General features: G+C 64.3%; 12 protein-coding genes. 6 read left to right on the top strand and 6 right to left on the bottom strand.

All coding sequences use genetic code 11. From position 1 onward, the window contains the following. Positions 1 to 8: 8 nt before the first annotated feature. Positions 9 to 878: an ectoine/hydroxyectoine ABC transporter substrate-binding protein EhuB gene (gene ehuB, locus BQ8482_RS07095; protein WP_123146814.1), complete on the bottom strand. Its 870-nt coding sequence runs from the start codon at positions 876 to 878 to the stop codon at positions 9 to 11. A 219-nt stretch (positions 879 to 1,097) separates the two neighbouring features. Here ehuB and BQ8482_RS07090 point away from each other — a divergent pair, with 219 nt between their 5' ends. The 6 genes from BQ8482_RS07090 to BQ8482_RS07065 all read left to right on the top strand — a co-directional run bounded on the left by BQ8482_RS07090 (position 1,098) and on the right by BQ8482_RS07065 (position 8,516). After that, positions 1,098 to 2,288: a M24 family metallopeptidase gene (locus BQ8482_RS07090; RefSeq protein WP_244602646.1), complete on the top strand. Its 1,191-nt coding sequence runs from the start codon at positions 1,098 to 1,100 to the stop codon at positions 2,286 to 2,288. Positions 2,289 to 2,364: 76 nt separating this feature from the next. After that, positions 2,365 to 3,513, top strand: coding sequence for a M24 family metallopeptidase (locus BQ8482_RS07085; protein WP_123146813.1), 1,149 nt, complete (start codon positions 2,365 to 2,367; stop codon positions 3,511 to 3,513). Positions 3,514 to 3,523: 10 nt separating this feature from the next. Then, positions 3,524 to 4,780, top strand: coding sequence for a sarcosine oxidase subunit beta family protein (locus BQ8482_RS07080; protein ID WP_123146812.1), 1,257 nt, complete (start codon positions 3,524 to 3,526; stop codon positions 4,778 to 4,780). Positions 4,781 to 4,793: 13 nt separating this feature from the next. Further along, entirely contained in the window at positions 4,794 to 5,075 is a 282-nt protein-coding gene (locus tag BQ8482_RS07075; protein WP_123146811.1) for a sarcosine oxidase subunit delta, read from the top strand. Beyond that, complete coding sequence (locus tag BQ8482_RS07070) at positions 5,072 to 8,026, top strand: sarcosine oxidase subunit alpha family protein (RefSeq protein ID WP_123146810.1); 2,955 nt, start codon at positions 5,072 to 5,074, stop codon at positions 8,024 to 8,026. Before BQ8482_RS07075 ends, BQ8482_RS07070 begins: the two co-directional genes overlap by 4 nt. Continuing rightward, positions 8,019 to 8,516 (top strand): aminomethyltransferase family protein, encoded by a 498-nt coding sequence (locus BQ8482_RS07065; protein WP_123146809.1) that lies wholly within the window; start codon positions 8,019 to 8,021, stop codon positions 8,514 to 8,516. Before BQ8482_RS07070 ends, BQ8482_RS07065 begins: the two co-directional genes overlap by 8 nt. Before the next feature lie 26 nt (positions 8,517 to 8,542). On the opposite strand, the gene BQ8482_RS07060 is transcribed toward BQ8482_RS07065, so the two are convergent. The 5 genes from BQ8482_RS07060 to BQ8482_RS07035 form a co-directional block, all read right to left on the bottom strand. Beyond that, complete coding sequence (locus tag BQ8482_RS07060; RefSeq protein WP_165848447.1) at positions 8,543 to 9,574, bottom strand: phosphotransferase family protein; 1,032 nt, start codon at positions 9,572 to 9,574, stop codon at positions 8,543 to 8,545. Between the two features lie 28 nt (positions 9,575 to 9,602). Beyond that, positions 9,603 to 10,814, bottom strand: a complete 1,212-nt coding sequence (locus BQ8482_RS07055; RefSeq protein ID WP_123147441.1) for an acyl-CoA dehydrogenase family protein — start codon at positions 10,812 to 10,814, stop codon at positions 9,603 to 9,605. 301 nt (positions 10,815 to 11,115) lie between these two features. Further along, entirely contained in the window at positions 11,116 to 12,078 is a 963-nt protein-coding gene (kce, locus tag BQ8482_RS07045; RefSeq protein WP_123146808.1) for a 3,5-dioxohexanoate:acetyl-CoA acetone transferase, read from the bottom strand. Next, a complete protein-coding gene (locus BQ8482_RS07040; protein ID WP_123147440.1) occupies positions 12,075 to 13,022 on the bottom strand; it encodes a 3-hydroxyacyl-CoA dehydrogenase in 948 nt (315 codons plus the stop codon). Before BQ8482_RS07040 ends, kce begins: the two co-directional genes overlap by 4 nt. A 10-nt stretch (positions 13,023 to 13,032) precedes the next feature. Then, positions 13,033 to 13,854, bottom strand: a complete 822-nt coding sequence (locus BQ8482_RS07035; RefSeq protein ID WP_165848446.1) for an SDR family oxidoreductase — start codon at positions 13,852 to 13,854, stop codon at positions 13,033 to 13,035. Positions 13,855 to 14,107 lie beyond the last annotated feature (253 nt).

Genomic DNA, 14,107 nt, shown 5'->3' with positions numbered 1-14,107 from the left:
TTGGGAACCTACTCGCCCGCGCAAAGCTGCGCGGTGGTCTTGTTGGGGAGGTAGTCCTTGCCGAAGCCGAGCGGCTCGACCAGCGCGATATGCTCCGGCGAACCGAGGAACGTCTTCAGCTCGGCGTTGAACGCCTCCAGCAGATCGGTGTCTTCCTTGCGGAAGCCGAAGCCGCCATGGCCTTTTACCGACTTGCCGGCAACCTCGCCGAACGGCTTGGTCGATTCGACGCCGTCGGCCTTCTTGGCCATGTCGGCGATCGAAAGAGCGGTCAGCGCAGCAGCGTCGGCACGGCCCGACTGGACGGCTGCGACCAGGCTGGACTGGTCGGGCAAGGCAACGATCTGCCCTTGGGCGACGCCAGCGTCCTTGGCATAGCCGCCCTCGACGGCGCCGGCCATCACGGCGAGCTTGAGATCCGGATTTTCCTTGAAGCTGGAAAAGTCCTTCACGCCTTTCGGATTGCCTTTTGCCACCAGCATGGCCTGACCGATGCCGTAGGACGGCTCGGAGAAATTGATCTCGGCGCAGCGCTTCGGATTGATGAACATGCCGGCGGCGATGATATCGAAGCGGCCGGCCTTGAGACCCGGAATAAGCGAGCCGAATTCGGTCAGCACGCCGTCAACCTGCGCGATGCCCATCTTGGCGAGCACCGCCTTGGCAACTTCCGGCGCTTCGCCGGTCAGCTTGCCGTCAGGCGTGGCGTAACCGAACGGCGCCTCGTTGGCAAAGCCGACGCGGATGTAGCCGTCCTTCTTGGCCCGTTCGAGGGTGGTTTCCGCATAAGCGGGCAGCGCCGTGAGTGATGTCGCGGCAAGCGCGAGGCAGGCGGCGGCTTTCACGATCATCCGGCGCGATATCGATGATTTGAACATGCTTTTCTCCCATTGAACAACTGACTGATGATTCCCAGGGCGCGGCCTTCTTCGAGGTCGACACCTGCTTGTCAAGACGTATACAACTGCCCTAGACATTGTGCAAGCGAAGATATAAAAACCACGGAAAGTCGGTAATAATTCGTAGTCAAACCACGAATTATTGCCCTAGTTGTGCACAATTTAAGAAAAAACAGCGTACCGGTAGGTGGGATTTCGGTGGCGAGCGCGAGCGGTTTCGGGACTTTCACGCAAGCGGAGTATGCGCAGCGCCTGGCCGGCGTGAAGTCACGCATGGAGAAGGCCGGCTTCGACCTCATCATCTGTCAGGATCCAGCCAATATGTGCTGGCTGACCGGCTATGACGGATGGTCGTTCTATGTTCCGCAATGCGTGCTCGTCCATCTGGAGGAAGACCGGCCGATCTGGTTCGGCAGGGCGCAGGACGCCAGGAGCGCACGCCTGACCACCGGCCTGCCGGAGAAGAACATCGTGCCGTTCTCGGAACGGCTGGTGCAGCAGCCCGTCGAACACCCCTATGACGAACTCGCCCAACTGATCCGGTCGCGTGGCTGGGGAAACGCCCGCATCGGCGTCGAGATGGACGCGCACTATTACACCGCGCGCTGCCATGCCCATCTCGTCAGCGGGCTGCCTGACGCGCACTTCGCCAACAACCACGATCTCGTCAACTGGGCGCGGCTGATCAAATCCGAAGCCGAGCTGGTGCTGATCCGCGAGGCCGGTGCGATCTGCACGCACGCCATGAAACGCGCCATCGAAAAAATGCGGCCCGGCGTGCCGCAGAACCATGTCATTGCGGAAATTTATCACGCACAGATCATGGGCGTGCCTGGAGCGGGCGGCGACTATGCCGCGATCTGTCCGCTGATGCCCGTCGGCGAGGGCACCAGCACGCCGCATCTGACCTGGTCCGACGCGCCGCTGCCGGACAGCGGCCTCGCCATACTGGAGATCGCCGGGGTGCGGCGGCGCTATCATGCGGCGCTGACGCGGACCGTGCATTTCGGCAAGCCGCCGCAAGCCATCGTCGACATGGCCAAGGCGATCGTCGAGGGCGTCGACGCCGGCCTTGAGAAGGCGCGCCCCGGCTACACCGCCGAAGAGGTGGAAGCCGCCTGGCAGGCAGTGTTGAGGAAGAACGGGCTGAAGAAGGAGAGCCGCGTCGGCTATCCGGTCGGGCTCGCCTACCCGCCCGATTGGGGCGAACGCACCGCAAGCCTTCGTCCCGGCGACACCACCGAGATGCAGTCCGGGATGTGCTTCCATTTCATGGCCGGCGTTTGGCTCGACGATTTCGGCATCGCCATCTCGGAATCCTTCGTCGTCATGGATCGCGGCGGCGAACGCCTCTGCGACGTGGCGCGCGAACTCATCGTCATCGACTGAGCATGGGGACGGGAAGCCGGTCACTGACGAAAGATCATGCCGGCAACGAAACCGGCAACCAGCACGAGGACGCCTGATGGACCGCAATCCGTTTTCCGAAGCCGAAATCGCCGGCCGCCTTGTCAGGGTCCGCACGGCGCTGGCCGAGCGCAAGCTCGACGCGGCGGTGTTTGCTTCGCCCGAGAACGTCTTCTATCTCACCGGGCTCGATCACTGGGGATATTTCGCCCCTCACCTGCTGATCGTGCCGCTCGAGGGAAAACCTGTTCTGGTCACCCGCTCGATGGAAAAGGTGACGATCGAAAAACAGGTGACGGCAGCGGAATTCCGCGGCCATTCCGACAGTGATACGGCAGCTGATCTTGCCGCGCGGGTCATTGCGGAGATCAGCCTGTCCGGCAAGCGGATCGGCCTCGAATACTGGACGGCGGGCCTCAGCCATGGGCTTGCCGTCGCACTCCAGACGCAGGCCGATGCCAGATGGAGCGATGTTTCCGGCCTGGTCGACAGGATGCGGCGGGTGAAGAGCGCCGAGGAACAGGCGCTGATGCGTCAGGCGGCACAAGTGACCGACGCCGCCGCCGGCGCCGCAATCGCCGCGATCTCGGACGGCGCCTCCGAACAGGAGGTTGCGGCCCAATGCGTTGCGGCGATGATCCGCGCCGGCGGTCATGCTCCGGGCTTCGGACCTTTCATCCGCCCGGCCGCGCGCCTGGGCGAGGAGCACACGACCTGGGGCGACGGGATCTACCGCAAGGGCGAGCCGGTCTTCGTCGAACTGTCCGGCTGCATCTCGCGTTATCACGCGCCGCTCGGCCGGCTCGTTCGCATCGGCTATATCAGCGACGAAGACGCCGCGATGGCGGAAGTGACCGCCAAGGCGTTCGATGCCGTCGTCGAGGCGCTGCGGCCCGGGGCCAAGGCGCGCGACGTCTACGCCGCCTGGCAGGCAGTCGCCGACGAGGCCGGTCTTTCCCACTATCGCCGCCATCACTGCGGCTATCTGGTCGGCGCCGGCCAGCCGCCATCATGGACCGGCGGCAATTCGGTGACCGGCTTGAGGCACGATTCCGACCTAGAGATCGAGACGGGGATGAGCTTCCACATCCTGTCGTGGCTGATGGGCACCGGTCGCGGCGATGATTTCGTCTCCAACACCGTACTTCTGACCGATGCGGGCGCCGAAGTGCTTACCCGCACGCCGGCCGGCCCGATCGTTCGCTAGGCCCGCACGCATGTCGCGCTACTCGGCATTTTCGATTTTCCGCAACGCGCTGTCTGGCCAGAGGAACTGGCAGCGCGCCTGGCGGGCGGCGGAGCCAAGACCGGCCTACGACGTGATCGTCATCGGCGGCGGTGGACACGGCCTCGCTACCGCCTTCTATCTCGCCGAGAACCACGGCATCCGCAATGTCGCGGTGCTCGAAAAAGGCTATATCGGCGGCGGCAATGTCGGCCGCAACACCACCGTCATCCGCTCCAACTACCTGCTCGACGGCAACACCCAGTTCTACGAATTCTCGATGAAGCTCTGGGAGAACATGTCGCGGGCGCTGAATTTCAACGTCATGTTCTCGCAGCGCGGCCAGCTCGTCACTGCGCATTCGGCCGATCAGCTCGACGGCTTCAGTCACCGCGCCAACATCATGCGGCTGAACGGCATCGATGCCGATATCCTCGACCGCGACGAGGTGCGCCGGCTGGTGCCCTATCTCGATTTTTCCGACACGGCCCGCTTTCCGATCCATGGCGCCATCTTCCAGGGCCGGGCGGGCACGGCGCGCCACGACGCCGTCGCCTGGGGCTATGCGCGCGCCGCCGACGGCCATGGCGTCGACATCATCCAGAACTGCGAGGTGACAGGCTTCCTCCGCGACGGCGACAGGATCGTCGGCGTCGAAACGACGAAAGGCCGGATCGGCGCCGGCAAGGTCGGCCTCGCTGTTGCCGGTCATACATCCGTGCTCGGCGCCAAGGCCGGCCTGGAACTGCCGATCGAAAGCCACGTCCTGCAGGCGTTCGTCACCGAACCGCTGAAGCCGTTGGTAGACCACGTCGTCGCCTACGGTGCCGACCATTTCTACGTCAGCCAGTCGGACAAGGGCGGGTTGGTCTTCGGTGGCAATCTCGACGGCTACAATTCCTACGCCCAGCGCGGCAATCTCGGCGTCGTGCGCGAAGTGGCGGAGGCGGCGATTGCGCTGATGCCGTGTATTTCCCGCGTCCGCCTGCTGCGCCATTGGGGCGGCGTCATGGACATGACGCCCGATGCCAGCCCGATCATCTGCCCGATGCCGATCGAGGGCCTCTTTCTCAACGGCGGCTGGTGCTATGGCGGCTTCAAGGCGACGCCGGCTTCCGGCTGGTGCTTCGCCCACACGATCGCCACCGGCAAGCCGCATCCGTTGATCACAGCCTACGGGCTCGATCGTTTCCGCACCGGCCACACGCTCGACGAGGCCGGCGCCGGCCCCTCAGCCTGGCTGCAATAGGAGGCGCAAGACAATGCTGCGCATCGAATGCCCCTGCTGTGGTCCGCGCGACCATGACGAGTTCCGCTATGGCGGCGATGCCTCGGTCACGCGTCCGGCCCACGACGATCCCGATCCGGAGGCCTGGTACCGTTACGTCTATGTCAGGACAAATCCGGCTGGGCTGCATCGCGAATTCTGGCAGCACGTGACCGGTTGCCGCCAATGGCTGGTGGTCGAACGCGACACGCGCAACCACGCCATTGCATCCGTCGATCTCGCCAGGAAATTGCCGGCCAGGAAATCACCAGCATGAGTTCGAACCACAAGCGGTTGTCGATGGGTGGCCGTATCGACCGCGAGCAGCCGGTCGAGTTTACCTTCGACGGCCGGAGCCTGATCGGATATCGCGGCGACACGCTTGCCTCCGCGCTGCTCGCCAACGGCGTCACCCTGGTCGGGCGCAGCTTCAAATATCATCGTCCGCGCGGCATTTTTTCCGCCGGGCCCGAGGAGCCGAATGCGCTGGTCACGCTCGCAACCGCAGGCAGGCGCCAGCCGAACCTGCCGGCGACGACACTGGAACTTGCAGACGGCGTAGTCGCGGAAAGCCAGAACCGCTGGCCCTCGCTCGCCTTTGACGTGCAAAGCGCCAACGGCCTGTTGGCGCCGTTCCTTTCGGCCGGCTTCTACTACAAGACCTTCATGGGCCCGACGCGACGCGCCTGGATGTTCTACGAGCACTTTATCCGCAAGGCGGCCGGGCTGGGCAGGGCCGGCACCGACCCCGATCCCGACCGTTACGAGGTTCGTCATGCGTTTGCCGACGTCGCAATCATCGGCGGCGGCCCGGCGGGATTGTCGGCGGCCCGTGCTGCCGCGGCGGCCGGCGTGCGGGTCGCACTGATCGAACAGGATTTCCTGCTCGGCGGCCAGCTTCTGGCGGAGCCGCCCGACAGCGCAGCGGCCGCATGGTTGAGACAGGCCGAGGCCGAGCTGGAGAGCTCCGAACCCGTCACTCTGATGAAGCGGACAACCGCTTTCGGCATCTATGACGGCAATGTCATCGGACTGGTCGAGCAACGCGACCCAAGCAATCCGCAGCTGGCCGGCGAAGCGCGGCAGACATTCACTATGCTTCGCGCCCGCTCGATCGTTTTCGCCACCGGCGCCATCGAGCGGCCAATAGTGTTCTCGAATAACGACCGGCCCAGCGTCATGCTTGCCTCGGCCGCCCGGACCTACCTCAACCGTTTCGCCGTTCTACCGGGCAAGAAGATCATCGTCGCCACCAGCAATGACGGCGCCTGGCGCACCGCCTTCGACTATGCCGCTTCAGGCGCGGAGGTAACGGTTGCCGATGTTCGCGTAGCGCCGCCCACAGCACTTGCAGCAGAAGCCGCACGGCTCGGCGTAGCGGTGCGAGCCGCAACGCGCATCGTCGACGTGCGCGGCGGCCATGCCGTCAGGCGTGCAACGCTCAACGGACCGGACGGCCAATCGGAAACGGCCTGCGACCTGGTCTGCGTGTCTGGCGGCTGGTCGCCAACCGTGCATCTCACTTCGCACCTGGGCGTCAAACCTCAATATCGCAACGACATTGGCGGCTTCGTGCCGGGGGCGTTTCCGGCGGACCGGTTCGGCGCCGGCTCGATGATGGGAATTTATTCGACCGCCGATGTCATCGAGGACGGTCATCGCGCCGGCACCGAGGCGGCATCGTTCTGCGGCAAGTCGGCGCCGGTGCCCGCTCCGTTGAAACTCGATCTCGGCGAGGCCGCCACGGCCCGGTTTCGCGAAATCCCTTCTCTCGGACGTGGAAAAGCCTTCGTCGATTTCCAGATGGACGTGACGACCGGGGATATCGAGCTCGCCCATCGCGAGGGCTATGAATCGGTCGAGCACCTGAAGCGCTACACCACGCTCGGCATGGGCACCGACCAGGGTAAGACCAGCAATTTTGCGGCGCTTGCCGCGATGGCCGCCTTACGCAACGCAACGATCCCCGAGACCGGCGCCACGACCTTTCGACCGCCCTATACGCCGGTCGCCATCGGTGCGCTTGCCGGACGCGCCATCGGCCATCATTTCAAGCCGATCCGCCGCACGCCGATGCACGACTGGCACATGGCGAACGGCGCCGAGATGCTGGAGGTCGGGCTCTGGATGCGGCCCTATTTCTACAGGCAATCCGGGCTCGACGTGAACGAAGCCTATGTCGCCGAAATGCGGAGTGTGCGCCAGGCCGCAGGTCTGATGGACATCTCCACTCTCGGCAAGATCGACGTCCAGGGCCCGGATGCCGCGATTTTCCTCGATCGCATCTACGCCAACGGCTTTGCCAAACTGTCGGTTGGCCGTGCGCGCTACGGCGTCATGCTGCGCGACGACGGCATCGTCTTCGACGACGGCACCACGACGCGGCTGGCCGAGAACCGGTTCTTCATGACCACCTCGACCGCCAAGGCCGCCGACGTGCTGTCGCGTCTTGAATTCCTGCTCGATACGGCCTGGCCGGATTTGCGTGTAGCCGTGACCTCGGTGAGCGATGAATGGGCGGCGATGTCGGTTGCCGGACCGAAAAGCCGCGCAATTCTGAGTGCCGCGTTTCCCGCTCTCGATGTTTCCGACGCGGCACTTGCGCATATGGGATTGCTCGAAAGCGAATGGCAGGGCCGTGCGCTCCGCATCCTGCGCCTCAGTTATTCCGGCGAGCGCGCCTACGAAATCTATGTCGGCGCAACTGCCGGTGAACAGCTCTGGAGCCGCCTGCTTGAAGCAGGCGGGCCGTTCGACCTGAAGCCTTACGGCGTCGAGGCGCTCGGCGCGCTGCGCGTCGAAAAGGGCCATGTCGCCGGACCTGAAATCGATGGGCGCACGACGCTCGACGATCTCGGCCTCGGCCGCATGGCCGGCAAGCGCACCGGCTTCGTCGGCGACGTGCTGCGACGGCGCCCCGCCTTCCAGGCGCCCGACCGCCAGCGCCTGGTCGGACTGGAATGCATCGAGGAGGGAAAACGCCTTCGCGGTGGCGCCATCCTGTTCCTGCCGGGCGAGAAACCTTACGGCCACGGGCGCGGCCGCGTGACTTCCGTCACCTTCAGCCCCGAACGCGGCCACTATGTCGGGCTGGCCTTGCTTGCCGGCGATGTCGCTAGCGAAGGAAGCGAGGTCGTGGCCGTCTATCCGATGAAGGCCGAAACGGTGCGTGCCCGAATCGTCTCGCCGGTATTCCTCGATCCGCAGGGAGAGCGGCTGCATGGCTAGCCCGGATTTCAGCCTGTCCGTGGCCGATTGCCCGCTCATCCAGATCGAGGGCTGGGAAGGGACGCTGGGGCAATTCGAAAAGAGCGTCACGGCGTCGCTCGGCACGAAACTTCCCGCCTCGGTCGGAGAGACCGTTCGCCACAAAGGTCTCCTCGTGATCCGCGTCGCGCCTCGCCGTCTCTGGCTGGCTCTCGACGACAGTATTGAAGCGCCCTCGCTTGCCGTCGACCCAGATCTCGGCTGTTCATTTTCTCTCGGCGAGGGTCGCGTGCGTTTCAGAATGGCTGGGGCTCACATCGCTCGGGTTCTCTCCAAATGCATCACTATCGACTGGCGCGCGCCGGCGGCCGCTCCGCGCCGGGCCGTGCTGACATCCTTGCATCATGTGCCCCTGCTCTTCCTGCGCACCGGCGAGACTGCGTGCGAACTCATCGTGCCGCGAAGCTTTTCGCGAAGCCTCTCCGATTGGATTGCTGACGCCGCGGGGTAGGGAAAGGACCGGCGCGAATGCTCCCCTCAGGCGGCGCTCCACGGTCTCGCTCCTTGGATGATCTCTTGCGCGCGTGCGGCAAAGCGACCGGCGAGAGGCCACTTGCTGGCGGCATCGGCCGACGCCGCGCTGCCTGCCCGCGCCCGGTCGGCGATGCCGACGAAGATCACCGCAAAACGGAACAGCGAAAAAACCAGATGGAAGCGTTCCAGGGGCGCAGTGGGTACGGCATGCGCGAAATAATGGTCGAGGAATTCGCGCTGGCTGGGGATGCCGAGGGCGGCATGATCGAGGCCGAGGATGCCGCCATATTCGTCCGGGGTCGAATGCCAGGTCATCGAGCAAAAGCCGAGGTCGGCGAGCGGATGGCCGATCGTCGACAACTCCCAATCGAGAATGCCGATCACCTCCGGCTTGCCGGGATGGAACAGCAGATTTCCGAGGCGGAAGTCGCCATGGGCGATCGACACGCGCCCATCGTCGGCTGGCATATGCTGCGGCAGCCAGTCGGCGACCGCTTCGAGCGCCGGAATTCTGTCGCTCGGCGATTGCCTGAGCTGCTTGGTCCAGCGGCCGATCTGGCGTTCGAAATAGTTGCCGGGCCGGCCGTAGTCGCCGAGGCCGACCTCGTCGGGACGGACAGCATGCAATTTGGCCATCGCTTCGGCCATGCCGAAATAGATGCCGCGTCGCTCCGCCGGGGCAAGGCCAGGCAGCGAACAGTCGTGGAAGACGCGACCGTCCAGCCGCTCCATCAGGTAGAAGGACGTGCCGAGCGGCTCGATACCGTCGTGATAGAGCACCGGCCCAGGCACCGGTACATCGGTCGGTGCGAGCGCTTTAAGCACGCGGAATTCGCGGTCGACCGCATGCGCCCCACGCAGGATCGGCCCGGCCGGCTTCTTGCGCAGCACCATGCGATGCGCACCATAGTCGACGAAGTAGGTCGGGTTGGACTGCCCGCCGCCGATCCGCTCGAGCGTCATTGCGGCATCGCCGAAGCGGTTCGCGAGAAAGCCCTTCAACGCCGCAGGGTCGAAATCCGCATTCAACGGCATCTTTCCTCCTGATGCCACCCCGCGTCGCCTATGCCTCGCCTTCGACATTCCAGCGCCAGAAGCCCCTCTCTTCTTCGTCGAGGAAACGGTTCAGCACCATCTTGTGGACCTCATCGGCACCGTCGACCAGCCGCGCCTGGCGAGCATAACGGTAGATCCATTCGAGCACCGTGTCCTTGGAATAGCCACGCGCGCCATTGATCTGGATCGCCACATCGGCGGCGTCATGCAGCACATTGGCGACCTGGACCTTGGCCATCGACACTTCCTTGCGGGCAAAGCCGCCGCGGTCCAGCTCCCACGCAGCCTTCATCACCAGGATGCGGCCGATCTCGATGCGCATGGCAAGGTCGCCGAGCTTCAGCTGGACGCTTTCGCGGTCGGCGAGGCGCTGGCCGAAACCATGGCGCACGGCAGCGTAGGCGCGCGCGATCTCGACGCAGCGCTTGGACAATCCGAGCCAGCGCATGCAGTGGGTAAGCCGCGCCGGGCCGAGCCGCACCTGCGTCACCTTCATGCCCCTGCCCTCGCCAACCAGCATGTCTTCGACAGGAATTTCGAGCCCATCGAATTCCAACTCGCAATGCCCGCCATGCTCCTCCGGGCCCATGATCTCGATACGGCGCATGATGCGCCAGCCCGGCTGGTCCTTGTGGAACATCAGGGCCGACAGACCATGGCGCGGGTCGTCCGAGGTTCGCGCGATCAGAATGAAATGGCTGGCCTCTGCCGCGCCGGTGATGAACCATTTGCGGCCGGTCACGACATATTTGTCGCCGCGCCGCTCCGCACGCGTCATGATCATCGAGGGATCCGAGCCGCCGCCGGGGTGCGGTTCGGTCATGGCAAAGGCCGAGCGCACCTTGCCCTCGACGATCGGCTTCAGCCATTTTTCCTTCTGCGCTGGCGTGCCGAGCGCCTCCAGAACCATCATGTTGCCATCGTCGGGCGCCGCCGAATTGAACACCACGGGTCCGAAGATCGACCGGTTCATCTCCTCGTAACAGACCGCTATGTCCATCTTGCCGAGACCGGCGCCGCCGGTTTCGGGCTTCAGCTGCAGGCACCACAGGCCCGCCATCCGCGCCTTGGCGCGAAGCGCCCCCAGCAGCGGCAAGGCGATATTTCCATGCGCGTCATAGGACATCTTGTCTGCCTCGAGCGGCAGGATCTCACGCTCGACGAAGTCGGCAATGCGGACGCGGTAATCTTCGGTGCGGGCGGGAATGTCGAAATTCATGGACAAACTCCCAGCGATGAAACGAGGTGGCCACCATCGATGGACGAGATCGCCGAAAAGCATCGGGTCCATATCTGAAATCGAGCGAGCGCTCGTTTTCCTTATTCGCCTCTATCCCCTTTTGCAGCCGCCGTCATCCGGCGAAGCGTGGTTCCGCCACGCCCTTGATGCCAAGGCCGGTTATTGCGAACAGGCTGCCGCGCAGGACGCCATCGCCGGGGAAGCGCGGTAACGTCGACCACGACTTCGATCTTCATGCCGTCCTCCTCTGTTGGCACCGTGTGGCGATAGGCGAGCCGCCTCAGAACGCGACCTTGTCGCCGCCCTTCAGTGACAGGATTTCGCGCGCCTCGTTGGGGGTCGCCACCTCCATGCCGAGGCCTTCGATGATCTTGCGGGCAAGCACCACCTGCTCGGCGTTCGATTTGGCAAGCTTGCCCTTGCCGGCCCAAAGACTGTCTTCGAGCCCGACGCGGATGTTGCCGCCAAGCGCTGCCGACTGCGCGGCAATGCGCAACTGGCTGGCGCCGGCGCCGAGCACCGACCAGCGGAACTGGTCGCCGAACAGCCGGTCGGCGGTGCGCTTCATATGGGCGACGTCTTCGGGATGCGTGCCAATGCCGCCAAGCAGACCGAACACCGACTGCACGAAGAACGGCGGCTTGACCAGGCCGCGGTCGGCGAAGTGCGAGAGATTGTAGAGATGGGCGATGTCGTAGCACTCGAACTCGAAGCGCGTGCCGTTGTCGTAGCAGGTCGCAAGAATGTATTCGATGTCTTTGAACGAGTTGCGGAAGACAAGGTCGCGCGTCGCTTCCAGATGCGGCTTTTCCCAGTCGAATTTGAAAGTCTCGTATTTGTTGACGAGGTGATAGAGCCCGAAATTGATTGAGCCCATGTTGAGCGAGGCGACCTCAGGCTTGAACTCGGCGGCCGGGCGCACGCGTTCCTCGACCTTCATGTAGGGACTGCCGCCAGTGGTGATGTTGATGGCGGCATTGGTGGCCTGCTTGATGCGCGGGAGGAAGCGGGCGAACGCCGCCGGCGTCTGGTCAGGCTTGCCGGTCACGGGGTCGCGGGCATGCAGGTGCAGGATCGCCGCACCCGCCTCCGCTGCCGCGATCGCCTCGGCGGCGATCTGGTCCGGCGTGATCGGCAGATAGGGCGACATGGTCGGCGTGTGGATCGCCCCGGTCACCGCACAGGTGATGATAACTTTGCCTTTGGGCAGCTGGGCGCCGGGCTTGCCGCTTGTTTCCGTCATCTTCCAAACTCCTGATCCGATTTTTTCTTGTGCGCCGCCAGCGCCATCAGCCGGCGGTCGCGCCACACCTGCCGTTCACCGAGTTCTTCCCGCGGCAGCCGCTTGCGGCGGTCGGCCTCTACCGTTTCGATGACCTCGCCGGCCCAGTCGACGCGGCGCAGCATTTGCGGAAAAATGTTGGAATAGATCGTCTGATAGCGCTCGACATAGTCGCGCACGCCGCCCGGCGCATTGAGGTCGATCGTTTCGAACGGACCCATGAACGACCAGCGCAGCGCCAGCCCGTCGCGAATGCCGATATCGACGTCCTCGACGCTGGCATAGCCGTCGGCGACAAGGCGAAAAGCCTCCTCCAGCAGCGCGCCCTGCAGGCGGTTCATGATGAAGCCGTCGAGCTCGTGCTTCATCACCAGCGGCGCATGACCTGCGGCGACGAGTAGGGCGCGGGTCCTTTCGATTGTTTCGGAAGACGTCCACGGCGCCGGCACGACTTCCGCGGCTGGGATGAGATAGGGCGGATTGATCGGATGCACGACCAGGCAGCGGTGCCGTCCTTGCAGATGGTCGGTGAACTTCGACGGCAGCAACGCCGAGGTGGAACTGGCGATCACCGCTTGCGGAGCGGCAATTGAATCGATCCGAGAGAACACCTCGCGTTTCACATCGAGGCTTTCGGGCGTGTTCTCCTGGATATGGACTGCATCGGCCAGCGCCGCGCCCAGTTCCGCAACGACGGCGATGCGATCAAACACGGCATCGATTGCCTGTCCCCGCAGCAGATCGTTCGCGGCGAGGTCGCCCAGAACGCCGGCGATGTAATTATGCGCACCTTCGGTCGCGGCCGGCGACTGGTCCCACATCCGCACATCGTGGCCGGCGCGGGCAAAACTGATCGCCCACGCCCGTCCGATGAACCCGCTGCCGATAATTGCTACCTTCGTCATGGTCGGTTCCTCACAGCGTTTCGACATTGCCGTCGACGCCGAGCGACTGGCCGGAAATATTGATCCCCGCATCGGACAGCAGGAAGGCGACCATCGCGGCGACGTCATAGGGGCTGGTCATGCGGCGCAGCGAGATGTTCTGGAGATAGCGCTGCGTCATCTCCTCGTTCGAAACACCGAGCTGCTTGGCTCGGTCGGCGATGACCTTGTCGATGCGTGGTCCCTCGATGATGCCGGGCAGGATGGCGTTGACCCTTATGCCGTGCGGCCCGAGTTCCTTGGCGAGACTTTGCGTGAAACCGACGACGCCGAACTTGGCCGCCGAATAGGGGGTGCGGAAAGCGTAACCAAGGCGGCCAGCGGCGGACGACATCGAGACGATCGAGCCGCCGCCCGCCGCCTTGATCAACGGCACGGCACGCCGGGCGCAGAGGAACTGGCCGGTCAGGCAGACGTCGATGCAGCGCCGCCAGTCTGCCGGATCGATTTCGTCGACACCGCCGGTCGGCCCGGCAATACCGGCATTGTTGATCAGCGCATCGAGGCCGCCGAGCTTTTCCTTCACCGTCTCGAACAGCCGGTCGACGTCGTCGTCGCGCGAGACATCGGCCTTGACCGCGGCGACGAGGGCGATCTTGTCCGGAGCAGCAGCCAGCGCCTCGTCGGAAACGTCGCAAACGACGATGCGCGCGCCGAGCCGCGACAGCGTGTCGGCAATGGCCAGGCCGATACCGCCGGCGCCTGCCGTCACCAGCACGCGCTGCCCCTTCAGCCCGGTCAGAAAATCGTCCGGGGATGACGGTGCCCCTTTACTTATCTCCGTCGCACTCATCGTCCGATCCTTTCTCATTGCAGCCGCCGTTCGCGCAGCGCCGTGACAGCGCCCAGAGCGACCAAACCGTACAGAATTGCCCTTGTGGCATAGGGAAGCAGAAGTAGTGACGAAAGCGCAACCTCGCTGGTGGCTTGCAAGCAGAAGCAGTTCTAACCTGCTCGAGCACGCCCAGACACTCGAGTTTCAATGTAGGCCGCCATGGATTTGCGTTGATCTCCACGACCTAACCATAGCGAGGGCTTGCTCGCGT

It is taken from the genome of Mesorhizobium delmotii (genome assembly GCF_900149755.1).
Lineage (GTDB): Bacteria > Pseudomonadota > Alphaproteobacteria > Rhizobiales > Rhizobiaceae > Mesorhizobium > Mesorhizobium delmotii.
The sequence above is the reverse complement of the archived record's forward strand: the minus strand, read 5'-3'. Positions and strand labels throughout refer to the sequence as shown.